The following is a 25,805-nucleotide window of genomic DNA, read 5'->3' on the forward strand; positions in this document are numbered from 1 at the left end:
GGCGCCTGGTCAGACCCCGCACCGACGCGGATGATGCATGTTTTACGAAATAGCATTATGATCGGTTGAGCGCCTGACTGGCGGAGGGGCTGGCCGCGGATTTGTGATCCGCGCGAAATGGAGGACGGCAGGATTTGGAACGGCTAAAGGATCTGGACAGTATTTCCGCGCAATCAGGTGGCGGTTCCACATCGCCTCCGTATGAACGGCCCGGCGTCGTGGCTGCTGCCGTTTACCAGCATGGGCAACGCATTCGCGACATCAGGATAGAAGAGGCCGGCGAATGGCGAAGCAGGGAGAATGCCATCGTCTGGATCGGCCTGCACGAGCCGGATGAAGTGCTGCTGCACCAGGTCCAGGCCGAGTTCAATCTCCATCCGCTGGCGATCGAGGATGCAGCGCAGCCCCACCAGCGCCCGAAGCTGGAGATTTATGGGGACGCGATGTTCATCGTCGCCCGGACCGCCCACATGAAGGATGACGAAATCATCTTCGGCGAAACGCATTTGTTCGTCGGTCGCGGTTATGTCGTCTCCGTTCGCCACGGGGACTCGTCCTCGTATCTCGCGGTGCGGCAGCGATGCGAGGCCACGCCGACAGCGCTTGCCCACGGCGAGAATTATATTCTCTATTCCATCCTCGATTTCATCGTCGACAATTATATGCCGGTGATCGAGGTCGTGCAGGAGGAGGTCGAGAAGCTCGAGGATCTGGTGCTGCGCGAACAGCTGGCAAAGTCTGACATCGAGCGCCTTTACCTGTTGCGGCGCAAGCTGCTGCGGCTCCGCAATGCCGTGGTGCCGCTGGTAGACGTCTGTCGGCGATACGAGCACATCGATCTTCCCGGCATGGATCCGACGCTCCAGTCGCTGTTTCGCGATGTGACGGATCACGTGCGCCGGGTTCAGGAAGATATCGATGCGCTACGCGAGGTTCTCGCCTTTGCCTTCGAGGCCAGCGTGATGATTGGCCAGACGGAGCAGACGGCGATCGCCCGCCAACTCGCCGCATGGGCGGCGATCCTGGCCGTTCCCACCGCGATCGCCGGTATCTACGGGATGAATTTCAGCGATATGCCCGAACTGAAATTCCAATATGGCTATTTCGTCGTGCTTGGTGTTATCGCCTTCTTGTGCCTGTTTCTCTTCAGTTTCTTCCGTCGGAGGAAGTGGCTCTAGATATGAAGCCTGGCGAAGGCGTCAGCACAGAGCTTCGAGCAGTCGATCCCGATGGCTTCTGATATAGTCGATATCGCTTAGATAGAGCCGGGCATCTCCTGTGGCGACGTCCTCCGCGAATGTCGCCTCTCCAGCCGAGGCGTTCGCCAGCATGAAATCGACCAGCGCCTGAAGCCGCCTGCAGATCATCTCGGGGAGCTGGAGCCGTTCGTCCACCGTCGCCCCATATGCCTCACAGAAGAGTTCCGCTCGCCGCAGCTGTTCGTCGAGGTTGAATGCCACATGTGGGTTGGCGGGATCGGATAGGGGCGCCCAGCGATAAACCGAGTAGGCCAAATCCCAAAGGCGCGACGCGGGATGGGCGGCGTCGAAATCGATGATGCCGACAGCCGCCTGACCTGCCGTGGCGACATTGTAGGGCGCATAATCTCCGTGGCATACGATCTCGCGCGGCTCCTGTGGCGGCAACATCCATGTCTGGACCTCGCGATCCGATTCCAGAAATCCTTGAGATGCCGAATGAAAGTCGCGCAGAAGCTTCGCTGCGGAAAGCAGCATGGGCTCCGATCCGACAAATTGGTCGCTCAAATCTTCGCAGACGCGCCCGGCGACATAACTGATGACCTCCTGGTTCCCCGTTATTTCAATGGGATCCGGCGCTCCCGAAAAGCCTCTGCTCCTCAGATGGCGCAAAAACCGGTGCACCGTCGGCGTCCACGCGCCGGAAGGCCTGATCACGGTATCGCCATCACGCCAGATCTGCCCGGTTCGACCGCCCTCCAACAGTTTCATTTTCCGGTCTCTTCGATATGGGCCTGAACCGTCGCGCCAAGGTTTGTCTCATGGCAGTTCCGGTAGAACGCCACCACCTCGGAAGGCATTCCGTCGGGGATGGGGACGAAGTCTTCAAGCCGCAGGCCGATTGAGCTGCCGAGTTGTGGATCCGCCAGCTGGCTCTCGCTCAAACTGCCGATACGATCGGCTAGGGCTTGGAAATAGGCGAGGTTCGCATCCACCGTCGAAGGGGAGTACGTCCGGCCGTGCGCAGGGATAATCAGCCTTGCATCCAGGTCACGTATTCGCTCGAGCGAGGAACGGATAAGGCGGAGATCATCAGTACTTTTGCTCCAGACTTCGGGAACGGGATACTCCACCGCGTCGACGGCCAGGCAGATGCGAAGTTCGGGAATCCATACGGCGATATGGTCGGGCGTGTGACCCGGCGTATGAATGAGTTCCAGCGTCAGATCACCGCCATTGAGGGTCATCGAGGCGGAGAACGTAATGTCGGGACCGATGAGGTCGACGTTCCGAAACCTCGAATCCTGGCTTGCCTTGTCCCTCAGGACCTCGCGTGCGGAAGGGTCGCGTAAACGGTCGAGCGCTGCGGCATGCGCGATAATCGGAGCGCGCCCCGCAACGGCGGCATTCCCCCAGAAATGATCCCAATCCATGTGCGAATTGATGACGATCATCGGGCGTTCCTTCGTCTGTTCCTCGAGCAGGTCCAGCGCCGCCAGGCATAATTCGGGCGTTCCGAGCGTATCGATCAGCACATTGAACCTCTCGGTCTGGACAAACACGCTATCAACCTCATCCCCCGCCCTGACGATCACGATTCGATCATCGAGTTCGGGATATGAACACAATTCCACCGATGGATTCACGTCTGGTCGCCTTTATTGCAAATCGCAGAGATTCATTCGGATACATCAAGTCCCGTTCGGGCGCCTGCTCTTTCCGAACGGTGCGGGGCGGCGGGGCTTCCCGTCAGATTTGGCTTGCGCTCTACCGGAACATGGACATCCCAACGTCTCATCACGCTGTTCGGCACCGCGACCGTGCATATCACCATCACGCTCAGTTTCGAGCGGCCAAGGCTCTTCGGCGTCCACTGTGTTTCGAGCGGCACCGCACAGCGGGGAACCAGAATCTTCAGGTTGGGCTCCAGCACGTCCCATTGCTGATGCCCCTTGGCGTTCTCGTGCGAAATGAAGCGCCTGGCCTCCTCGCGGATTTCGAACAGGCCATGGGTGTTCTCAGTGGAACGATCGGTGTCGATGCTCCAGGAGGCCAGGCACAGCGCGCAAGCCGACAGGGCGGCGCTAAAGCATATCGATCGAAGCAATGGTGCGCCGTCAGCAGCCAAATGGGTCACCCTCCCAGGAAGTGAAAGACTACCGAAATGCGGCAGTCCTTCAAGGTCTCTCTTCTGACGCAAGCGCCTTTGATGCTCGAAATTAACGCGTCCTATCGGTCCCGCGCCAATGCGGCCGGTGATGTCCAGCGCATCGCGAATTGGCAGTTTCGGTGGAACAACGGCCGCCAACAGAAGTTTGCCTGTAAAGCAACTCGAGCGGCGGCCGATGTTATTCTCTCCAAAACAGGGTGTGTTGAGCACCCCACCCCGGATTTATTATGTCAATCCACTCCTTCTTCAGGGTATCGATGCGTGGCGCGAGGTTTTCGACCATGCAGCGGATACGGGTTTCGACCGTGTGCTGACGGCGCCTCTTTTCGACCGGGGCGGGGAGCGCAGCGTCTTTGCCTCCCGGGACCTAGGCCGCCTCGATCCTCAACTGTCGCTCGGAAGCGCAGTCGAGGAGGGGGTGGGACGCCTGGCGGAGGCCGCCCGCAAGAGCGGCGTCGCCTTGATGATGGACTTGATGCTCGACGGTAAGGCCCGGGATCCCAAGGCGGGCTTTCACCCTGTCGATCCGAGGCGCTCGCCATTGGACCCGGCGGAACCGATGACTGCGATGGGGGCGGAGTCTCTATCCCGGCTGTTGGAAGAATGGACCGAACGGCTGCGAGGACTGACTGGTCTCGGCCTCTCCGGCTACAGGGCGCTCGGGATCGATCGCATTGCGCCGGCGGTTTTCAAATCACTGATTTCGGCGGTGCGCGAGAAGGCGGACGCGCAATTCCTCGCCTGGACGCCCGGCACTGACTTTGGAGCCAGGGCCGCGGTCAAGGATACAGGCTTCGACGGATGTTTTTCATCGATGGCTTGGTGGGATTTCGATGAGAGATGGTTCATCGAAGAACACCGCGTCCAGAAGGAGCTTGGCTGGCAGGTCGCTTTTCCGGAGCCGCCCTTCGCCAGGCGGATCGCCCACGGAACCGAAAGTCGCGAAATCCTCGAACGGCGCGCTATAAGGGCGCTCCGGCTGGCTGCTTCACTCGGCGGCGGCCTGATGGTTCCGATGGGCTTCGAATATGGCGCAGTCACCCCGCTCGATCCGACCCATGGGAATGGAGCGGGCTTGCGGAGGATGCGCCATGACCTTGCCTTCGATATCTCCTCCGAAATTCGCCTTGCGAACACCGAGGTCGGCAAGAAACCCCATGCGCCGACCTCGTCGCTCCGGCTCATCCGCAACGCCAACGGACCGGTCTCAGCGCTGCTGCAGGCTGAGGCGGAAGACCTTCGTAGCACTGAGAATGTGCGGTTCATCCTGCTCAACAGGGACCTTCGGAAAAGTGCGCCCGCTCCGGTGACCGCACTGCGCGAAGCGGCCTCCGGTTTTCTTCCCGCCGCAGCCGACGGCACAGCTCTGCGGCTGCGGGCAGGGGAGACCCTGGTGGTCGAAGGCAAGGCGCCGGCGCCGATCACATCCCGGCCGATCCTCGACGTCGCACAGGCGATAGCATCACCGCGGCTCGCCATCGAAAACATCATGCCGCGGGTCGATGAAGGGCGCTTTCCCGTCAAGCGGGTGGTCGGCGACATCGTCACCGTCGAGGCGGATATATTCGCCGACGGCCATGACCCGATCGCCGCGGTCCTGCTCTGGCGGCCGCTCGATGCGGCGGACTGGAATGAGACGGAGATGCAATTGGTCGAAAACGACCGCTGGCGCGCCGAATTCCTGCTGGAGCGCATTGGACGTTATGAATTTGCCGTCGAGGCATGGAAGAACCCGTTTGCGATTTTCCGCTACGAACTGACGAAGAAGAACGATGCCAGGCTGGATCTGAAGCTCGAACTGCAGGAGGGGTTGAACCTCGTCCGCTCGGCCGAGATGCATGCCGGCCCAACGCTCAATGCCGAATTGAAGGCCCTCGGCGACAATCTCGAAAGCGCCTCCGATGCCGAGCGCACGGCGATCCTGCTCGATGCCGAAACATCCGAATTGATGAACAAGGCGGATTGGCGGCCGTTTCGGCTTCGCTCGACGGCAAGCGCCGTCGATGCCGAGCGCAAGGAGGCTGCCTTTGCCAGCTGGTACCAGATCTTCCCGCGCTCGCAGAGCGGCGATCCGGACCGACACGGCACCTTCGACGACGTCATCCCGCGACTGCCCGCCATCCGCGACATGGGTTTCGACGTGCTCTATTTCCCGCCGATTCATCCGATCGGTTCGACCAACCGGAAAGGCCGCAACAACAGCCTGAAAGCCGGGCCGGGCGACCCCGGAAGCCCCTATGCCATCGGCTCCGAGGATGGCGGCCATGACGCCATCCATCCCGAGCTCGGCGAGTTCGAGGATTTCCGCCGGTTGGTCGAGGCGGCAGGGCGGCATGGCCTGGAGATCGCTCTCGACCTTGCGATCCAGGCGTCGCCGGATCACCCCTGGTTGAAGGAGCATCCCGGCTGGTTCGACTGGCGTCCCGACGGCACGATCAAATATGCCGAAAACCCGCCGAAGAAATACGAGGACATCGTCAACGTCGATTTCTACACGAAAGATGCCCTGCCTTCGCTTTGGGTGGAGCTCAGGGATGTCGTGCAGCTTTGGGTGGACCAGGGCGTCAAGCTGTTTCGCGTCGACAATCCGCACACGAAGCCCTTTCCGTTCTGGGAATGGCTGATCGGCGATATCAGGGCCCGTCATCCCGATGTCGTCTTCCTCTCGGAAGCCTTCACCAAGCCGAAGGTCATGTACCGGCTGGCAAAGATCGGCTTCTCCCAGTCCTATACCTACTTCACCTGGCGCAATGCCAAATGGGAACTCGAGCAATATATGCGGGAGCTGACCGAGACCGCGCCGAAGGAATTCTTCCGCCCGCATTTCTTCGTCAACACCCATGATATCAATCCGGATTTCCTGCAGAACGCACCGCGCCCGGCCTTCCTGATCCGCGCAGCACTTGCCGCCACTCTTTCGGGATTGTGGGGCGTCTATAATGGTTTCGAACTTTGCGAGGGGCGACCCGATGCCAAGCGCAAGGAATATGCCGACAGCGAAAAGTACGAAATCCGGGCCTGGGACTATGACCGGCCGGGCAATATCATTGCCGAAATCAGGACGCTCAACCGCATCCGGACCGAAAACACCGCGCTGCATTCGCATCTCGGGCTGACGCTGCTGAATGCGCGAAATGACAATATCTTGTTCTTCGAGAAGGCAAGCCGCGCCCGCGACAACGTCCTGCTGATCGCCATCAGCCTCGACCCCCATAATTTCCAGCAAAGCGACGTCGAGCTGCCGCTCTGGCACTGGTCGCTCGGAGACGACGGCACGCTGGATGCGGAAGATCTGATCGGCGGCCATCGTTTCAAGTGGACCGGCAAATGGCAGAGCATCGGGCTCAATCCTGAGATCCTGCCCTATGCGATCTGGCGCATTCGCTCAAGGGAGGCATGAATGGACACGATGAATGCAGATAGCGCGCCGCAGCCGCTCTGGTACAAGGATGCGATCATCTACCAGCTGCACATCAAGTCGTTCTACGATGGCAATGGCGACGGGGTCGGCGACTTCGCCGGCCTGCACCAGAAGCTCGATCATATCGCAGCGCTCGGCGTCAATGCCATCTGGCTCCTGCCTTTCTTTCCCTCTCCGCGCCGCGACGACGGCTACGACATCGCCGACTATGGCAATGTCAGCCCCGATTACGGGACGATGGAGGATTTCCGAGCCTTCGTCGACGCCGCCCACCAGCGCAATATTCGCGTCATCATCGAACTCGTCATCAACCACACCTCCGACCAGCATCCCTGGTTCCAGCGCGCGCGCCAGGCGCCGGCGGGATCGCCGGAGCGCGACTTTTACGTCTGGTCGGATACCGATCAGAAATTTCCGGAAACACGCATCATTTTCATCGATACGGAAAAATCCAACTGGACATGGGACGCGGTGGCCGGCGCCTATTACTGGCACCGCTTCTATTCCCATCAACCCGACCTGAATTTCGACAGCCCTCTTGTCATGGAGGAGTTGCTGAGGGTTATGCGCTTCTGGCTGGAAACCGGCATCGACGGGTTTCGTCTCGATGCGATCCCCTACCTCGTCGAGCGCGAGGGGACGATCAACGAAAACCTGCCGGAAACCCACGGGATCCTCAAACGCATACGCGCCGCGCTCGATGCCACTCATCCCGGCGTGATGCTGCTTGCCGAGGCCAATCAATGGCCGGAGGACACGCGCGAATATTTCGGAGAGGGCGACGAATGCCACATGGCCTTCCACTTCCCGCTAATGCCGCGCATGTATATGGCGATCGCCAAGGAGGATCGGTTTCCGATCACCGACATCCTGCGCCAGACGCCGGAGATTCCAGACAACTGCCAATGGGCGATCTTCCTTCGCAACCACGACGAGCTGACGCTCGAAATGGTGACCGACGCCGAGCGGGATTATCTCTGGGAGACCTATGCATCCGACAAACGTGCCCGCATCAATCTCGGCATCAGACGGCGCCTGGCGCCATTAATGGAGCGCGACCGCCGGCGGATCGAGCTGATGAACGCGCTTCTTCTCTCGATGCCGGGAACGCCGGTGATCTATTACGGTGACGAGATTGGCATGGGCGACAATATCTATCTCGGCGACCGGGATGGAGTGAGGACGCCGATGCAATGGTCTCCGGACCGCAATGGCGGTTTCTCCAGGGCAGATCCGGCGCGTCTCGTCCTGCCGCCCGTCGCCGACCCGCTCTACGGTTTCGAGGCCGTCAACGTCGAGGCGCAGAGTACGGACGCGCATTCGCTGCTCAACTGGACGCGCAGAATGTTGGCGTTGCGCGGCAGGCATCCGGCCTTCGGGCGTGGCACGCTGCGGTTCCTTTCACCGGAAAATCGCAAGATCCTTGCCTATCTCAGGGAGTATGAAGGCGAGGTTCTGCTCTGTGTTGCAAGTCTCTCGCGGCTGCCCCAGGCCGTCGAACTCGACTTGTCGAGCTTCGAGGGGCGCGTGCCCATTGAACTGACCGGGATGTCGCCGTTTCCGCCGATCGGCCAGTTGACCTATCTGCTGACCTTACCGCCCTACGGTTTCTTCTGGTTCCAGCTGACGGCTGATGCCGACCCGCCGGCGTGGCGCACCGCACCGCCGGAACAGCTTCCCGATCTGTTGACGATGGTCATCCGGCGTAGCCTGCTCGACCTCGTGGATGAACCGGGTCATGCGCGCATTCTGAGCGGCGAAATCCTGCCCGCCTATCTCTCTAAGCGGCGATGGTTCGGGGCAAAGGACCAGGCGGTTCAGGCCGCTCGACTGATCTCCGCGACACCAATCCCATTCGCCGACGGCGTCGTCCTCGGCGAATTGGAGGTCGAGCTGCCGAACCACAGCGAATCCTACCAACTGCCGCTCACGGTCGCCTGGGACGATGCGCATCCTTCCGCGCTTGCCCAGCAGCTTGCGCTTGGGAGGATTCGCCAAGGTAGACGCGTCGGTTTCCTCACAGACGGATTTGCCGTGGAGGCAATGGCGCGCGGCATTCTGCACGGACTTCGCGACCGCTCGCGCACCACCGGCCGGACCGGCACGCTCGAATTCATTGGGACAGAACGGCTCGACAGTCTCGATATTTCAGACGAGCTGCCGGTGCATTGGCTATCGGCTGAACAGTCCAACAGCTCGCTGCTCGTCGGCGATGTAGCGATGATCAAACTGATCAGACACATCTTCCCGGGCATCCATCCGGAAGTCGAGATGACGCGCTATCTCACCCGCGCCGGCTATGACCACACGGCGCCCCTGCTCGGAGAGGTCGCGCATACCGATTCCAGCGGACGCCGTTCCACCTTGATCATCGTCCAGGGCGCGATCCGCAATCAGGGCGACGCCTGGAACTGGATGCTGAACAATCTACGCCGCGGGGCCGACGAACTCGTGCTGAACGATCCGGCGGTCCAACCAGACGATGACGTCTTCCGGTCGCTGATCAGTTTCGTCGCGATGGTGGGTCTCAGGCTCGGCGAATTGCATGTCGTACTCGCTGCGAAGACCGGGGACGAGGCCTTCAGCCCGGTGGTATCAGGCGACAGCGAGGTCGAGGCGATGAGGAAGGCCGTTGCCGGGGAGCTCGCCTATGCCATGTCGAAGCTCGAGGAACGCGACGAGAATGCCGACCCTGCAATCGACCTGCTCGCAAGGCCGCTTCTCGAGCGTCGTTCCGAACTCGCAGAGCTCGCCGCGACGCTGGCGGAGAGCGCCCGCCATACGCTGATGACACGCACGCATGGCGACTTCCATCTTGGCCAGATCCTTGTCAGCGAGGGTGATGCCGTCATCATCGACTTCGAGGGCGAGCCTGCGAAAAACCTGGCCGAGCGCCGCGCCAAGACGAACCCGCTGCGCGATGTCGCCGGGCTTTTGAGATCGCTGAGCTACCTCGTGGCCACCGCCCAGCTCGATAACGACGCGGTCATCGAACACGACAACGAGGTCCGCCGCGAGGCGATCGCCCGCTTCGGGCGCCATGCCGAGGAGGCCTTTCTCGATGCCTATTCGCAGGCGGTTTCCGTATCGAAGGAGCTTGACATGCCACCCCACCAAAGACGCCGGGTTCTCGATGCCTTTCTACTCGAAAAGGCCGCCTACGAGATCGCCTATGAAGCCCGCAACAGACCGAAATGGCTTCCGATCCCGCTATTCGGCCTTACCGAAATCGTAGCGCGTCTGACGGGAGTCAAGGCATGAATGTTGAGCGCTCGGAACTTCTGGCGGGCATCGGACAGGATGCGCTATGGGCCCTGATCGAGGGGCGCCATGGCGATCCCTTTTCGATCCTCGGTCCCCACCAAAGCGGCGGCATGACGATCATGCGGGTGTATCTGCCCGGAGCGGAAGCGGTCGATCTCATCGATGCGACGAGCGGCCGGGTGGTGGCGCCGTTCAGCATCGCCCACCCGTCCGGCCTGTTTGCGGCGGTGGCGGCCTCGAGGACGGGATACCGGCTGCGGATCACATGGCCGGATGCAGTTCAGATCACCGAGGACCCCTACAGTTTCGGTCTGCTGCTCGGAGAGCTCGACCTCCATCTGATATCGGAGGGCACCCACTACAGTCTGAGCCGGACGCTCGGCGCAGTTGATATGTCGATCGACGGGATATCGGGCGTTCGTTTCGCCGTGTGGGCCCCGAATGCGCGCCGCGTCTCGGTTGTCGGCGACTTCAACGCCTGGGACGGGCGGCGCAATCCGATGCGGCTGAGACCGTCGGCGGGCGTCTGGGAGCTGTTCGTTCCGCGCCTCGCCCCCGGTGAAAGATATAAGTTCGAGATCATCGATGCTGAGGGGACATGCTTGCCGCAGAAGGCCGATCCGGTCGCGAGGGCGAGCGAGGCGGCTCCGTCCACCGCCTCCATCGTCGCATCGTCGACGCCGTTTCGATGGACCGATGACGGCTGGATGAAGGGCCGGTCCCGCCAAGACAGGCTGGAGGGCGCATTCTCGGTCTATGAGGTGCACGCCGGCTCCTGGCTTCGAGATCTAAAGGACGGCAACAGGTCGCTCGACTGGGTTGAACTCAGTCAGCGGCTGGTTCCCTATGTCAGCGACATGGGCTTTACCCATATCGAGCTGCTGCCGATCATGGAGCATCCGTTCGGTGGGTCCTGGGGTTATCAGCCGCTCGGGCTATTCGCGCCCACCGGCCGATATGGGACGCCTGAAGATTTCGCCTATTTCATCGACCGGTGCCATGGCGCCGGGCTCGGCGTCATCCTCGATTGGGTTCCTGCTCATTTTCCTACAGACGTCTGGGGGCTTGCCCGCTTCGACGGCAGCGCGCTCTACGAGCACGAAGATCCGCGCGAAGGCTTTCACCGCGACTGGAACACGCTGATCTACAATCTCGGCCGCAACGAGGTGAAAGGGTTCCTGATCGCCAGCGCGCTGGAATGGCTCGAGCGCTACCATATCGACGGTTTGCGGGTCGACGCCGTTGCCTCGATGCTTTACCGCGACTACAGCCGCAACGAGGGCGAATGGATCCCCAACCAATATGGCGGCCGCGAGAATCTGGAAGCGGTCGAATTCTTCAAGCACCTGAACAGCATCATTCACGAGCGCTGCCCGCACGCGATGACGATCGCCGAGGAATCGACTGCCTGGCCCGGCGTGACGAAGCCGCCGGAGCAGGGAGGGCTGGGGTTCGACATCAAATGGAACATGGGCTGGATGCATGACAGCCTGAGCTACATCGAGAAGGATCCGATTTACCGGAGCTACGCCCATGGCACGATGACCTTCGGCATGATCTATGCCTATTCCGAACACTTCATTCTGCCGATTTCACATGACGAGGTCGTCTACGGAAAGGGCTCGCTGCTGACGAAGATGCCGGGCGACGAATGGCAGAGATTCGCCAATCTGCGCAGCTATCTCGCCTTCATGTGGGGTCATCCCGGCAAGAAGCTCTTGTTCATGGGGAGCGAAGTCGCACAGCCGGGCGAGTGGAATCATGATGGTTCGGTGACCTGGGATGTGCTGGACCGGCCCCAGCATGTGGGGATTCAGCGGCTGGTGAAGGATCTGAACGGCCTCTACGCGGACGAGCCGGCATTGCAATTCGGCGACTTTCATCCCGAGGGCTTCGAATGGGCGGCAGCCGACGACGCCGTCAATTCCGTGCTCGGGATGCTCCGTTATGCACCCGATCGTGCTTCGTCGATCCTGGTCATGTCGAATTTCACGCCGGTGCCGCGTTACGGCTACAGGGTCGGCGTGCCCAGCGACGGTGTGTGGATCGAGCGGATGACGACGGATGCGCGGGAATATGGCGGCTCGGGCCTTGTCAATGGCGCGGTGTCGACCGAACCGGTGCCCGCCCACGGCAGGCCCGTCTCTCTGTCGCTGACGCTGCCGCCGCTGTCCACGATCTTTCTGCAGGGGCCGTCGCCTTGACAGTGGTCACGTCGATGACGGTTCCACCGTCATCTGAGACGACCGTAGATAGTCAACTCGGTGACAGTTTCACCGTCACCTGAGATAATGGATATGCGGGCGCGAGTGATAGGGAGAGGCTTCGACACGGGCCTCGACGGAAAAGACATTCCTTAGAAGATCCTCGCTCAACACGTCCTGGGGCGCGCCGGAGGCGACGATCCTGCCATGCTGCATGATGATCAGCTGGTCGCAGAACATGGCAGCATGATTGAGATCGTGCAGGGCGACGATGCTGGTGATCGGCAGGCCGGAGACGAGCCGCATCAGGCCGATCTGATGCTGGATATCGAGATGGTTCGTGGGTTCGTCGAGGATCAGCTCCTGGGGCGACTGGGCGAGCGCCCTTGCGATATGGGTGCGCTGCTTCTCGCCGCCCGACAGGCTTTGCCAGCGATCGTCGCGTTTCTCCGCCATGCCGGCGCGCGCCAGCGCGGCTTCGACCGCCTCGTCGTCGGTCTTCGTCCAGCCTGAAAACATCGACCGGTGCGGGAACCGGCCGAGCTTGACGACGTCGACGACTCTGAGATTGGCATTTGTGGTGGCGTGTTGCTCGACGAAGGCGATCCGCCGGGCGATCGCGCGGCGGCTGATCGTGGCGACGTCGCTCCGGTCGAGCGTGATGCGGCCGGAATGCGGCCGCTTCAGGCCGGCGAGAAGCCGCAGGAGCGAGGTCTTGCCCGAGCCGTTCGGCCCGAGCAGGCCGAGCATCTTGCCCGGCGGCGCGTCCAGGGAAACGCCGTCGAGAATGGTCTTCCTGCCAATCTTCCAGATGAGGTTTTCGGCCTTGATGCTCATGATGCGCGCTGGAACCGGTAGAGGATGATCGAGAAGAAGGGGACGCCCACCAGGGCCGTGACGACGCCGATTGGCAGGATCTGGTTCGGAATGAGGGCGCGCGCGGCGATGTCGGCGAGCACCATGAAGATCGCCCCTGTTATTGCGCAAGCCGGCAGGAGGCGGACATGCAGCGGCCCGACGACAAAGCGCGCGACATGCGGCACGACAAGGCCGACGAAGCCGATCGACCCCACCATGCTGACGATCGTCGCCGTCATCATTGCCGTCAGCGCAAAGAGCGCCATCCGCGCGCGGCCGACATTGACGCCGAGTGATGATGCCGCCTCGTCGCCGAAAGCGAAGGCGTCGAGCACGCGGGCGTAAAACAGGCAGCCGACGAGGCCGACGCCGACAACGATCGAGACCAGCGCGAATTCCGGCCAGCGCACGCCGCCGAAGCTGCCGAGCAGCCAGAACATGACGTCGCGGGCCTGCTGGGCGTTGGCCGATGTCGTGACGATGTAAGACGTAGTGGCGTTGAAAAGCTGCGAAGCGGCGACACCGGCGAGGATGGTGCGATCGGCTCCGCCGCGCGTGCCGTTTGACAGCAGGGCGACGAAGAAGAAGGCCGCGAAGGCTCCGGCAAAGGCGCCGGCGGAAAGCGAGACCGCGCCGGCGCCGACGCCTAAGATGACGATCGCGACGGCGCCTGTGGAGGCGCCGGCCGAGATGCCGAGAACATAGGGTTCGGCAAGCGGATTGCGCAGCAGCGACTGCATGATCGCGCCCGATAGCGCAAGGCCCGCGCCGCAGAAAGCGGCAACCAGCGCCCGGCTGAGACGATAATCCCAGATGACAGTCTCGTGGATGCGGTTCAGTTCGACCGCGGTCCATCCCAACCGGTTGGTGACGGCCGAAAACGTGGTTGCAAGCGGGATCGGCAGGTCGCCGATCCCGACGCTGACGCCAATGGCAACAGCGATGAGGCAGAAAGAGGCCAGGAGCACTGCGAGGACGGCTCCCAGCTGCCGGAAGATACGGCCCGCTTCCGTCACTTCAACAGACCGAGAGCCTTCAGCTGGCCGGCCACCTGCTCAGCGCCGTAGACCGTGCGGACGGTCGGGTTCATGGCCTGGCCGTCCATGATCACGATCGCCTTGTTCTTGACGGCAGGGATCTGGCTGACGGCCGGATCGGTGTTCAGGAAATTGATCTTGGCCTCCGGCTTATCGAGCTCCCAACGATTGCGGTCGAGACTGGCGACGACAATGACGTCGGGATTGGAGGCGATGATGCCTTCCCAGCCGAGCGTCGGCCATTCCGCTTCCGCTGATATCGCGTTGTGTCCGCCGAGCAGATCAGCGATGAAGCCGGACGCGCTGTTCTTGCCGCCGAGATAGGCGTCGGCCGACGGGCTGGGGCTGGAGAACCAGAAGACGTAGGAAAGGTTCTTGCCGTCCTTTGAAGCGCTGGAGCGAAGCTTGGCTTCGCGCGCCTTGAAGTCGGCGATCAACGCCTGGCCGCGATCGGCGACATCGAAAATCTCAGAGAGTTCGTCGATCTCCTTGTAGAGAAGATCCATGTTCCACAGCTCGGCGCGGCTGCCGTACTGGTCCTTGACGTCCTTGGTGCTGAGGCAGGTGCTGGGAGAAAGATAGGTCGCGACGCCGACCTTGTCGAAATCCTCGCGCTTGGCCACCTTGCTGTTCGGCCCAACCAGGCTCGGCAGAGCCGCCGCCACGAAATCGGGATTTTCGGCGAGGATCGATTCGAAAGTCGGCATCTCGACGGTCAGAAGCTTGACCTTGGCATTGGCTTCTGCGAGCTGCGGCAGAACCTTGCTCGGCCAGAAGGCCGTGCCGGCCATCTTGTTCTCGAGGCCGAGCAGCAGCAGGATTTCAGCGCTGTTCTGGCCGAGGCCGATCGCCCGTTCGGGCGCCTTCTGGAAAGTCACCTGCGCGCCGCAGTTTTCCAGGGTCAGCGGATACGTCGTCGAAGCGGCCAAAGACAGATCTGCGGCAAGGCCGATCATGGTTGAGAGGCCGCAGGCGGCCAGAAGCGATTTGAGGCTGGTCACGAAGAAATTCCCGGTGCGTGAGTATATGCGGTCGCCGTATAGCCTCAGAAACAGCCAGAAAACAAGACCAAATAAATCAACTTATCGCAAAATTGACAAGGCATTGCTGCGGGAACAACGTGCCACCGCCTGTCGAACGGCAGCCGCGTTCGCCGTCTAAACGGGGCCGACCGGTGACAGCGACTTGCCGTAGACCTCGAGGATCGCCGCAATCTCCTTGAGGATGCCGGAGAGCGGAAGCGTGCCTTTTCTGTCGAACGCCATGTCGCTGCGTTCGAAAAGGGCGAGGCAGATCTCGCTCGAATCATGGCGCGATTGGTAGGCAAGGCCATCCAGCCGGTCGGCATGGTCCCAAAGCGCGTCGGTCCAAAGGCCGCATGGTCCGTAGGGGCCGGTGGAGTTGGCATTATCAGTGCCGAGGGTCTGCAGGCCGGTTCCGTGCATGCGGACGATCCTCAGCGGTCTGATACAGCTGAGTTCACTGATGGCGCGTGTGGTGATTTCGGTCATGGACACCATCAACCGCTGGGGATTGCGCAGGATCGTTTCCGTAAGCGCTCCCCTGCGGCTCATCCCGACATAGAGAATTCCGAAACGTCCGCTGGCGCTGTCGAAACGATTGGTGGCGGGAATCCCGGGGCCGGGTCCAAAGAAGATGGGGTCGAGATGCGTCCGATGGACCCTATGGAGAACCTGCCCGACCGGAATGAGGTCGATCGGCAATGACGAATGGGCGAGCCAAGCGGGCGGGGGCAGTGCAGCTCCCGACGGCCCTCTGCCTGCATTTGCCGGCATCAGGCAAAGCCGCCGGAGGTTTCGATCCGGATCAGACGCCGGACTGCTTCACGATCGCCGTCGCGCAGCGCCTGCAGAGCTGTCCGACCACCGAGAACCGTATCGGAAGCAAGCAGAAAATCCAATGCGATCCAGGGACCGGCGGCGGCAAAACCACGCACGACATCGGAAATCCCTGCGATCACCTCACCTTGATCCAACTGGCAGAGCGGATAGCGCCAGTCGCTGCCTTCGCGCATGGCAAGCAGCGTGCCGGCTCGCCGCCTTTTGTCGACGGCCTGTCTGCTGATGCCGAGGATCCGTCCGGCGTCCTCGGCTGACATCGTCCCGCCGGCCCGTTCGACGAGATTTTGCCGATGCTCGACGTTGCGAGCCAACGCCGGAACCAGCGGATCGAGATCGTTTATCGCCGCGCCCACCATATCCGAGCGGCTGAGAAGCTGCGCCAACGATCCGGCGTCGGTCGGGGCTGAAAGCGCATCGGCCAGATCCTTTGCCGGCACGTTTGCAGAAATGCGCTCGAGCGCCGAAGTCGCGCGTCGCAGAAACGCGGCTCTGATGGAATTCGGCTCTTCCTGTTCTGTGACGGGAGTGGATGCGTGGCGGGCCATGGAGCGGCTCCTTGGTTGACAAGGTATTTATATGGCTCATGCCGATATGAAGTCAACCACATGTGTAGAGGCCACGTGCATCAATAAGCTTCCAGAAAGCCCCGATTGCCCGGGAGAGAACATACGGGTTCTCGTCTGCGAAGCCTTCGACATTGTTCAGGTCATCTTTCCTACAAGCTTGGCATAGTCCGAAAACGTCAACCGTTCGCCTCTCCTGCCTGCCTCTTCGGCAAGCTGCAGCACACGGATGGGGAACAGGATCGCGGCGCGATTGGCATCCGACAGTTCATGGTCGTCGTCATCCTCGACTGCCTGCTTGGCTTTCGCGAGCGCGGCATTGAGTTCTCCGCTGGTCAGCAGTTCCTTCTCGACGATCGCATCACATATCGACGCCATGGCCATGATGAGGCCCTTGAGCTGGAGGTTGGCCGTATTCATGAGAACTCCAAGGGAACGAGGGACCTATGATGGTGACGCCGTAGCGCCTCGCCGATTTCGTCGGTAAATTGCTACGTCAGTCCGATTGAATCGGCCGGATCGTGTCGACAGCGATGGCGCCTTCGAGGATCCCTCGCTTAACATCGCGCTTGTTCCGCTCGATCTCAATGACGGTGTAAAGCTTGTCGTCGCGAAAAGCGCTGGCATTGACCGTTGTGACGTCCTCGGCGGGAGCCGCATCCACTTCCATGAAGTCAAGCTCACGAGCCGCAGCGACGATCCTGGCATCACCGGCCGTTCTGGCAGCGACGACGACGGTACCATGTCCGGGGGAGTTGTCCCATCTCGGATCGTCGGGCGCCGCGATCGGCTCCAGCCGATAGATGTTGAGCATCTCGTCGCCAGCGTCGGGCGACGATTGCGAAGCCGCATCCTCGATTTGCGCCTGGCTCTCGACCGACTTCCCGAACGTGGTCTGGCTGGTCGCGTTGTTGATCTCTTCCTTGCCTGTCCTTGAGACGTTCGACATATCGCTCTCCATTGTCAGGACGGAAACGACGGCCGGCAGCCAAGTGTTCCCCCACGCACGAAAAACCGCAAATTCCACCCAGACGATGTCCGGCGCGCACTTTGGATATCTGCAACTATCAGGCTCATTTTGGGCGCTGAATCATGTTAGGATCAACGCGGGACGGCCATACCATTTTCCCAGTCGAGCACTAAATTACCAGTCGTCGAAGAGGGGGATTCTCGTGAACAACCAAACCAGCGAATTCGCGCGCGACAATGCCGCGGCAGATAACCTCAATGGTCAGGTCCACAAAGCAATGGCGTTGGACGAGGCCAGTGCCCTTCTGGAGGTGCTGGTTGCGGTAAGACGGGGCGACTTTTCGGTGCGGATGCGGTCGGATCTGACCGGTGTCACCGGCAAGGTCGCCGACGCTCTCAATGACATCATCGCCGCCAATCAGCGCATGGCCCAGCAGCTCGAACATGTCGGGCAGGTGGTCGGCCGGGACGGGCGAACGAGCACGCGCGTGCGCTTCGGCCTGTCGGACGGTTCCTGGTCCGAAATGGAAGGATCGATCAACGGTCTGATTGACGACCTTCTGTGGCCGACGACAGCTGTCACGCGCACGATCACTGCGGTCGCCAAGGGAGATCTTCTGCAGACCGTGCCGCTCGATGTCGACGGTCGGGCGCTCAAAGGTGAGTTCCTACGCTCGGCCGATATCGTCAATACGATGATCAAGCAGCTGAGCGTCTTCACATCGGAAGTGACGCGCGTCGCGCGCGAGGTCGGCACCGACGGAAAACTCGGCGGCCAAGCGCAGGTGCCGGAGGTGACGGGCGTCTGGAAGGACCTCACCGAAAGTGTGAACTCGATGGCGTCGAACCTGACGGCGCAGGTGCGCAACATCGCGGAAGTGACGATCGCCGTCGCGAATGGCGATCTTTCCAAGAAGATCACCGTCGACGTGCGCGGCGAGATCCTGCAGCTGAAGGAGGCGATCAACACCATGGTCGACCAGCTCAGGTCCTTCGCATCGGAAGTGACGCGCGTCGCGCGCGAGGTCGGCACCGAAGGCAAGCTCGGCGGCCAGGCGCTGGTGCCAGGCGTCGCCGGAACCTGGAAAGACCTGACCGATTCCGTCAACGCCATGTGTGGCAACCTGACGGCGCAGGTCCGCAACATCGCCCAGGTGACCACGGCCGTTGCGCGCGGCGACCTGTCGCGCAAGATCACTGTCGACGTTTCGGGCGAAATCTTGGAGCTCAAGGAAACCATCAACACGATGGTCGACCAGCTCAACGGCTTCGCCGGCGAGGTGACGCGCGTGGCGCGTGAAGTCGGCACCGAAGGTCGGCTCGGCGGCCAGGCGCAAGTGCCCGGTGTGGCGGGCACCTGGAAGGACCTGACCGACAACGTCAATTCCATGGCCTCGAACCTCACGGCGCAGGTGCGCAATATCGCCGAAGTCTCGACCGCGATCGCCAATGGCGACCTGTCGAAGAAGATCACGGTCACGGTGTCGGGGGAAATCCTCGAGCTGAAGGAGACGATCAACACGATGGTCGATCAGCTCAATGCCTTTGCTTCCGAAGTGACCCGTGTGGCCCGCGAAGTGGGCACGGAGGGCCGGCTTGGCGGCCAGGCTAATGTGCGCGGCGTCGCCGGCACCTGGAAGGATCTTACCGAGAACGTCAACTCGATGGGCGGCAACCTGACGGCGCAGGTGCGCAATATCGCGGAGGTCTCGACCGCCATCGCCAATGGCGACCTGTCGAAGAAGATCACGGTCGACGTGAAGGGGGAGATCCTCGAGCTGAAGGAAACCATCAATACGATGGTCGATCAGCTGAATGCCTTTGCCTCGGAAGTCACCCGCGTCGCCCGCGAAGTGGGCACGGAGGGCCGGCTCGGCGGCCAGGCCAATGTGCGCGGCGTCGCCGGCACCTGGAAGGACCTGACCGACAGCGTCAATTCGATGGCGTCCAACCTCACCGGGCAGGTGCGCAACATCGCCGAAGTCGCGACCGCCGTCGCCCAGGGAGACCTGTCCAAGAAGATCACCGTCACCGTGTCTGGCGAAATCCTCGAACTGAAGGAGACCATCAACACGATGGTCGACCAGCTCAACGGCTTTGCCGGCGAGGTGACGCGCGTGGCGCGCGAGGTCGGCACCGAAGGCCGGCTCGGCGGCCAGGCGAACGTGCTCGGCGTCGCGGGCACTTGGAAGGATCTGACGGACAGCGTCAATTCCATGGCGGGCAACCTGACGGCGCAGGTGCGCAACATCGCCGAAGTCTCGACCGCGATTGCCAATGGCGACTTGTCGAAGAAGATCACGGTGTCAGTCTCGGGTGAAATCCTCGAGCTCAAGGAAACGCTGAACACCATGGTCGATCAGCTGAACCGCTTTGCTTCCGAAGTCACGCGCGTTGCCCGTGAAGTCGGCACCGAGGGCAAGCTCGGTGGCCAGGCGCAGGTGCCGGGTGTCGCGGGTACCTGGAAAGACCTCACCGAAAACGTCAACTCCATGGCCTCCAACCTTACCGGCCAGGTTCGAAACATCGCCGAAGTCACGACGGCCGTGGCGCGCGGCGACCTGTCGCGCAAGATCACCGTCGACGTGAAGGGGGAAATCCTCGAACTGAAGAACACCATCAATACAATGGTGGACCAGCTCAACGCCTTCGCCGGCGAAGTGACGCGCGTCGCCCGCGAAGTCGGCACCGAAGGCAAGCTTGGCGGCCAGGCGCAGGTCTCCGGCGTCGCCGGCACCTGGAAGGACCTCACCGACAGCGTCAACTCCATGGCGGGCAACCTGACGGCGCAGGTGCGCAATATCGCCGAGGTCGCGACCGCAATCGCCAATGGCGACCTGTCGCGCAAGATCACCGTCGACGTGCGCGGCGAAATCCTGCTCCTGAAGGATACTTTGAATACCATGGTCGATCAGCTTCGCTCCTTTGCCGGCGAAGTGACGCGTGTCGCCCGCGAAGTCGGCACCGATGGCAGGCTCGGCGGTCAGGCTGTCGTTCCCGGCGTCGCCGGCACCTGGAAGGACCTGACCGATAACGTCAACCTGCTCGCCGCCAATCTGACGACCCAGGTTCGAAACATCGCCGAAGTCACGACAGCAGTGGCGCGTGGCGACCTGTCGCGCAAGATCACCGTCGACGTGAAGGGGGAAATCCTCGAACTGAAGAACACCATCAATACGATGGTGGACCAGCTCAACGCCTTCGCCGGCGAAGTGACGCGTGTGGCCCGCGAAGTCGGCACCGAAGGCAAGCTCGGCGGCCAGGCGCAGGTGCCTGGCGTTGCCGGCACCTGGAAAGACTTGACCGACACCGTCAACGTCATGGCCGCCAACCTGACCGAGCAGGTCCGCGGCATCGTCAAGGTGGTGACGGCGGTGGCGAACGGCGACCTCGAGCAAAATCTCACCGTCGCATCCAAGGGCGAGGTGGCAGCCCTTGCCGAGACCATCAACAACATGACCAACACGCTCGCGACCTTTGCCGATCAGGTGACCACGGTTGCGCGCGAGGTGGGCGTGGAAGGCCGTCTCGGCGGTCAGGCGAATGTTCCGGGCACCGCGGGAACCTGGAAGGACTTGACCGGCAACGTCAACCTGCTGGCAGCCAACTTGACGACGCAGGTGCGCGCCATCGCCGAGGTGGCGACCGCCGTCACCAAGGGTGACCTGACGCGCTCGATCAAGGTCGACGCGCGCGGCGAAGTGGCTGAGCTCAAGGATAACATCAACACGATGATCGATAACCTCAGGCTCACCACCGAGCGCAACACCGAGCAGGACTGGCTGAAGACCAACCTGGCGCGCTTCACCAACATGCTGCAGGGGCAGCGCGACCTGACGCTGGTCGGCAAGATGCTGCTGTCGGAGCTGGCGCCTCTGGTCGGTGCCCATCAAGGGGTTATCTACCAGGTGGATGCCGACGAGCGCCAGCCGATCTTGTCGCTGCTCTCCGTTTACGCGAAAGGGGGCGAGGCGGCGCACCCGGCACGTCTCGAGTTCGGCCAGGGACTTGTCGGCCAGTGCGCCAGCGACGCTCGCCGCATCCTGGTCACCGACCTTCCCGACAATGTCGTTCCGATAAGCTCCGGCGTGTTCACGACCTTGCCGAGAAGCGCCATCGTGCTGCCGGTGCATTTCGAGGGGCAGGTGAAGGCCGTGATCGAGTTGGCCTCGGCCGGCGAATTCACCGAGTTGCAGCTGTCCTTCCTCGACCAGTTGACGACATCGATCGGCATCGTCCTCAACTCGATCGAAGCGACCATGCAGACCGAAGGCCTGCTCAAGCAGTCCCAGCAGCTTGCCGCCGAGCTTCAGACGCAGCAGCGCGAGCTGCAACAGACCAACGAGCAGCTCGGACAGAAGGCGCAGCAGCTGGAGGAACGCAACGTCGAAGTCGAGGCGAAGAACCAGGAGATCGAGCAGGCCCGGCGCGCGCTGGAGGAAAAGGCAACCGAGCTCGCGCTGACATCGAAGTACAAATCCGAATTCCTCGCCAACATGTCGCATGAGCTGCGCACGCCGCTGAATTCGATCCTCATCCTCGGCCAGCAGCTGGGAGAAAATCCGGATGGCAACCTGTCGGGCAAACAGGTCGAGTTCGCAAAGACGATCCACGGCGCGGGAACCGATCTGTTGAACCTCATCAGCGACATCCTCGACCTGTCGAAGATCGAGTCCGGAACGGTCTCGGTCGATGCCGAGGAGATTTTTGTCAGCAACCTGCTCGAGATGATGGCGCGGCCATTCCGGCACGAGGCCGAAAACCGGAACCTGTCGTTCTCGGTCGACGTCGGCGCCGATGTCGCCAAGAGCCTCATCACGGATTCGAAGCGACTGCAGCAGATCCTCAAGAACCTGCTGTCGAATGCCTTCAAGTTCACCGCGCAGGGCGGCGTGACGCTTCGCGTCGCTTCGGCAACGAGCGGCTGGTCGTCCGATCACCCCTCGTTGAAGCATGCGCCTTCTGTCATCGCCTTCGAAGTCGTCGACACCGGCATCGGCATACCGCCTGAAAAACAACGCATCATTTTCGAGGCCTTCCAACAGGCGGATGCCTCGACAAGCCGCAAATATGGCGGCACCGGCCTCGGCCTGGCGATCAGCCGCGAACTGGCAAACCTCTTGGGCGGCGAGATCCAGCTGCGCAGCACCCCCGGTGTCGGCAGCACCTTCGTTCTCTACCTGCCGCTCACCTATGTGGGCGCCGGCGCGGTTGCGCCGAAGTCGGTTCCGCCGGCAAATGTCGTGGAATTTGCCGAAGCGGCAGCAAACCGCCGCGCCGACAAGCCGACCGAACATGTCGAAGACGATCGCCACCACATAGCGGCCGGCGACTCGGTGCTGCTCGTCGTCGAGGACGACGCGCACTACGCCCGCGTCCTGGTGGATCTCGCCCGCGACAACGGATTCAAGGTTCTGGTGGCGATGCGCGGTAGCGATGCGCTCGCACTCGCGCAGGACTACAGGCCGGCGGCGATCTCGCTCGACATCTTCCTGCCCGACATGCTCGGGTGGACGGTGCTGAGCCAGCTCAAGCAGAATCCGCAGACGCGGCATATTCCGGTCCAGATTATCAGCCTCGACGAGGATCGTCAGCATGGGCTGACCCGCGGCGCCTTCGCTTTCATGAGCAAGCCGACGACGCCGGAAGGCCTGGGCAAGGCGCTGTCGCGATTGAAGGCCTATGCGCAGCCCCGCCGCAAGCATCTGCTGCTCGTCGAAGACAACGAGGCCGAGCGTCTGAGCGTCACCGCCCTTCTCGGACACGACGACATCGATATCACCAGCGTCGGCTCCGGCTCGGAGGCTCTCGCCGCTCTTCGGCAGAATGCCGCCGACTGCGTGGTGCTCGACCTTTCCCTTCCCGACATGTCCGGCTTCGAAGTGCTGGAGCAAATACGCGACGACGCCGAGATCGGCGAGGTGCCGGTGGTCGTGTTCACCGGCCGGGAGCTTTCCGCTGAGGAAGACGCGACACTGCACAGCATGGCCCGCAGCGTTGTGGTCAAGGGGGTCGAATCGCCCGAGCGTCTGCTGGATGAGACGGCCCTGTTCCTGCACCGGGTTGTCGCCGACCTGCCGGCGGCAAAGCAGGCGACGCTGCAGGACCTGCACAGCTCGGACGAGGATCTGGTCGGCGAGACCGTGCTGCTTGTCGACGACGATGCCCGTAACATCTTCGCGCTGAGCAGCGTCCTCGAACGCCGGGGAATGAAGGTCCTGACCGCGACGACCGGTAGCGAAGCCATCGACGTCATCAACAACGAACCCTCTGTGGCGATCGTGCTGATGGACATCATGATGCCCGGAATGGACGGCTACGAGACAATGCAGGTCATCCGTTCGGAGCCCCGGTTCCGGCGGCTGCCAATCCTGGCGCTGACGGCCAAGGCGATGAAGGGCGACCGCGAGAAATGCCTGGAAGCGGGCGCGTCCGACTACCTGGCGAAACCGGTCAATACCGAACAGCTGTTGTCGGCTCTTCGCATGTGGCTGCATCGCTGAGGATTCTCGCCATGAACCCCGTCAACATCCTCCTCGTCGACGACCAACCGGCAAAGCTCCTGAGTTACGAGGTCATACTCGAAGAGCTCCAAGAAAACCTCATCAAGGCGCAATCCGCACGCGAAGCTTTTGAGCACCTGTTGCGCACCGAAATCGCGGTGATCCTCGTCGATGTCTGTATGCCCGAACAGGATGGGTTCGAGCTCGTCAGCATGATCCGGCAGCATCCGCGCTATCAAAACACGCCGATCATCTTCGTTTCCGCCGTCATGCTGGCGGAACCAGACCGGCTGCGCGGCTATGCGGTGGGCGCGGTCGACTATGTCTCCGTCCCGATCGTCCCCGAAGTGCTGAGAGCCAAGGTTAGGGTCTTTGCCGATCTCTACAGGAAGACGAGGGAACTCGAACGCCTGAACGCCGAGCTGGAGGCCCGGGTTCACCAGCGCACCGCCGAGCTCGAGGCCTCGGCAGCGCAGTTGCGTGAGCTCAACGAGGAGCTCGAGCATCGGATCGATCAACGGACACGGGAGCGCGAAGAGGCGCTCGCACAGCTGTTCGAGGCGCAGAAGCTCGACACGATCGGTCACCTGACGGGTGGCGTGGCCCACGACTTCAATAACCTCCTGATGGCAGTTCTCGGCAGCCTGAATCTTCTGAAGAAACGGCTTCCGGCCGATGAACGCAGCGAACGCCTGGTGACGAACGCGATTCAGGCGGCCGAGCGCGGCACCGCGCTGACCCAGCGCCTGCTTGCCTTCGCACGCCGCCAGGAGCTCAAGCCGCAGGCGGTCGACTTCCTCCGGCTGTTCGAAAACGTCGAGGATCTTCTCGCCAAGGCGGTGGGGCCGCGCATCGAAATCCACAAGAGCATCCCGGCGGATCTCGCCCCTCTTCTGGTCGACAGCAACCAGTTGGAACTGGCGCTGCTCAACTTGTTTGTCAATGCCCGGGATGCGCTCGAAAGCGGCGGAGCCGTGACGGTGGCCGCGGCGGCAGCCGAAGAAGCCCTGCCGACCAGCCTCGCAGGCGGAAATTACATCAGGATATCGGTGTCGGACGATGGCGAGGGGATGGACGAGGCAACGGTCTCGCGTGCCGCCGAACCGTTTTTCACCACCAAGGGGGTCGGCAAGGGCACCGGTCTCGGCCTGTCGATGGTGCATGGCCTGGCAGCGCAATCCGGCGGCTCGATCCAGATATCGAGCGTCAGGGGCAAGGGCACGACCGTTTCCCTGTGGCTCCCCGTTGCCGAGACATTCGTCAAGGTGCAGCCGGTCGTCGAGCCTCCGGCGACGGAGCCTTTGAAACCGGCGTCGCGGCCGCTCGCCATTCTCGTCGTCGACGACGACGCCCTTGTCAGGACGGGAACCGTGGCAATGCTGGAGGATCTCGGGCATCTGCCGCAAGAGGCGTCTTCCGCTTCCCAGGCTTTGGAATTCTTTGCTGACGGACAGGGTTGTGATCTCGTCATCACCGATCATGCCATGCCGGGGATGACGGGCGCAGAGCTTGCGCGTCACCTTCGCTCCTCCTTTCCAGGCCTGCCCATCATCCTTGCCTCGGGCTATGCCGAGTTTTCCGAAGACCATGGCCTCGGCCGGATGCTGCGGATGAAGAAGCCATTCACACAGGAACAGCTTCAGGCGGCGATGGACCAAGCGCTCGGGTAAAATCGCGGCGGCCTGACGATCAAAGCGTAAACATGCCGAGGCGACCGGCGCGGCCATGCTGGTGACAGCGACCGCTTTCGCGCGT

Annotated in this window: 15 protein-coding genes and 1 pseudogene; 6 read left to right on the forward strand and 10 right to left on the reverse strand. The window is 62.0% G+C overall.

What is annotated here, in order from left to right; translation table 11 throughout:
• The first annotated feature begins 134 nt into the window (after nt 1-134).
• Complete coding sequence (locus AB8B31_RS28380) at nt 135-1,178, forward strand: magnesium and cobalt transport protein CorA (RefSeq protein ID WP_018245900.1); 1,044 nt, start codon at nt 135-137, stop codon at nt 1,176-1,178.
• A gap of 21 nt (nt 1,179-1,199) precedes the next feature.
• Here the strand turns inward: AB8B31_RS28380 and AB8B31_RS28385 are convergent, their stop codons facing one another.
• From AB8B31_RS28385 to AB8B31_RS28395, 3 genes are read right to left on the reverse strand one after another with little or no spacing between them, the layout of a single operon-like run.
• A complete protein-coding gene (locus AB8B31_RS28385) occupies nt 1,200-1,970 on the reverse strand; it encodes a phosphotransferase (protein ID WP_130653598.1) in 771 nt (256 codons plus the stop codon).
• Nucleotides 1,967-2,845 carry an MBL fold metallo-hydrolase gene (locus AB8B31_RS28390; protein ID WP_018245898.1) on the reverse strand — a complete coding sequence of 293 codons (879 nt, stop codon included), beginning with the start codon at nt 2,843-2,845 and terminating at the stop codon, nt 1,967-1,969. Before AB8B31_RS28390 ends, AB8B31_RS28385 begins: the two co-directional genes overlap by 4 nt.
• 32 nt (nt 2,846-2,877) lie before the next feature.
• On the reverse strand, nt 2,878-3,306 hold the full coding sequence (locus AB8B31_RS28395) for a hypothetical protein (protein WP_050566360.1): 429 nt from the start codon (nt 3,304-3,306) through the stop codon (nt 2,878-2,880).
• Between the two features lie 238 nt (nt 3,307-3,544).
• Between AB8B31_RS28395 and AB8B31_RS28400 the strand changes: the two genes are divergently transcribed.
• Genes AB8B31_RS28400 through glgB form a run of 3 tightly spaced genes read left to right on the forward strand, consistent with a single transcriptional unit; the run spans nt 3,545 to nt 12,258 of the window.
• Nucleotides 3,545-6,769, forward strand: coding sequence for an alpha-1,4-glucan--maltose-1-phosphate maltosyltransferase (locus tag AB8B31_RS28400; protein ID WP_018245896.1), 3,225 nt, complete (start codon nt 3,545-3,547; stop codon nt 6,767-6,769).
• Complete coding sequence (treS, locus tag AB8B31_RS28405; RefSeq protein ID WP_018517831.1) at nt 6,770-10,051, forward strand: maltose alpha-D-glucosyltransferase; 3,282 nt, start codon at nt 6,770-6,772, stop codon at nt 10,049-10,051.
• Nucleotides 10,048-12,258, forward strand: a complete 2,211-nt coding sequence (gene glgB, locus AB8B31_RS28410; RefSeq protein ID WP_018245894.1) for a 1,4-alpha-glucan branching protein GlgB — start codon at nt 10,048-10,050, stop codon at nt 12,256-12,258. The genes treS and glgB overlap by 4 nt, the downstream gene beginning before the upstream one ends.
• A 75-nt stretch (nt 12,259-12,333) precedes the next feature.
• Here the strand turns inward: glgB and AB8B31_RS28415 are convergent, their stop codons facing one another.
• The 7 genes from AB8B31_RS28415 to AB8B31_RS28445 all read right to left on the reverse strand — a co-directional run bounded on the left by AB8B31_RS28415 (nt 12,334) and on the right by AB8B31_RS28445 (nt 17,539).
• Nucleotides 12,334-13,095: an ABC transporter ATP-binding protein gene (locus tag AB8B31_RS28415; RefSeq protein WP_018245893.1), complete on the reverse strand. Its 762-nt coding sequence runs from the start codon at nt 13,093-13,095 to the stop codon at nt 12,334-12,336.
• On the reverse strand, nt 13,092-14,132 hold the full coding sequence (locus AB8B31_RS28420) for a FecCD family ABC transporter permease (protein ID WP_018245892.1): 1,041 nt from the start codon (nt 14,130-14,132) through the stop codon (nt 13,092-13,094). Before AB8B31_RS28420 ends, AB8B31_RS28415 begins: the two co-directional genes overlap by 4 nt.
• A complete protein-coding gene (locus tag AB8B31_RS28425; RefSeq protein WP_018245891.1) occupies nt 14,129-15,154 on the reverse strand; it encodes an ABC transporter substrate-binding protein in 1,026 nt (341 codons plus the stop codon). The genes AB8B31_RS28420 and AB8B31_RS28425 overlap by 4 nt, the downstream gene beginning before the upstream one ends.
• A 156-nt stretch (nt 15,155-15,310) precedes the next feature.
• Nucleotides 15,311-15,949 (reverse strand): RES family NAD+ phosphorylase, encoded by a 639-nt coding sequence (locus AB8B31_RS28430; protein WP_018245890.1) that lies wholly within the window; start codon nt 15,947-15,949, stop codon nt 15,311-15,313.
• On the reverse strand, nt 15,949-16,560 hold the full coding sequence (locus tag AB8B31_RS28435) for a helix-turn-helix domain-containing protein (RefSeq protein WP_018245889.1): 612 nt from the start codon (nt 16,558-16,560) through the stop codon (nt 15,949-15,951). Before AB8B31_RS28435 ends, AB8B31_RS28430 begins: the two co-directional genes overlap by 1 nt.
• A 156-nt stretch (nt 16,561-16,716) precedes the next feature.
• Entirely contained in the window at nt 16,717-16,998 is a 282-nt protein-coding gene (locus tag AB8B31_RS28440) for a hypothetical protein (protein ID WP_018245888.1), read from the reverse strand.
• 76 nt (nt 16,999-17,074) lie between these two features.
• Nucleotides 17,075-17,539 (reverse strand): hypothetical protein, encoded by a 465-nt coding sequence (locus tag AB8B31_RS28445; protein ID WP_020493438.1) that lies wholly within the window; start codon nt 17,537-17,539, stop codon nt 17,075-17,077.
• 211 nt (nt 17,540-17,750) lie between these two features.
• Between AB8B31_RS28445 and AB8B31_RS28450 the strand changes: the two genes are divergently transcribed.
• Together AB8B31_RS28450 and AB8B31_RS28455 are read left to right on the forward strand one after the other, a co-directional pair.
• Nucleotides 17,751-24,050 (forward strand): HAMP domain-containing protein, encoded by a 6,300-nt coding sequence (locus tag AB8B31_RS28450; RefSeq protein WP_018245886.1) that lies wholly within the window; start codon nt 17,751-17,753, stop codon nt 24,048-24,050.
• 11 nt (nt 24,051-24,061) lie between these two features.
• Nucleotides 24,062-25,736, forward strand: a pseudogene (locus AB8B31_RS28455) (response regulator).
• Nucleotides 25,737-25,805 lie beyond the last annotated feature (69 nt).

The organism is Rhizobium sp. 62_C5_N11_2 (assembly GCF_051811185.1).
GTDB lineage: Bacteria > Pseudomonadota > Alphaproteobacteria > Rhizobiales > Rhizobiaceae > Rhizobium > Rhizobium leguminosarum.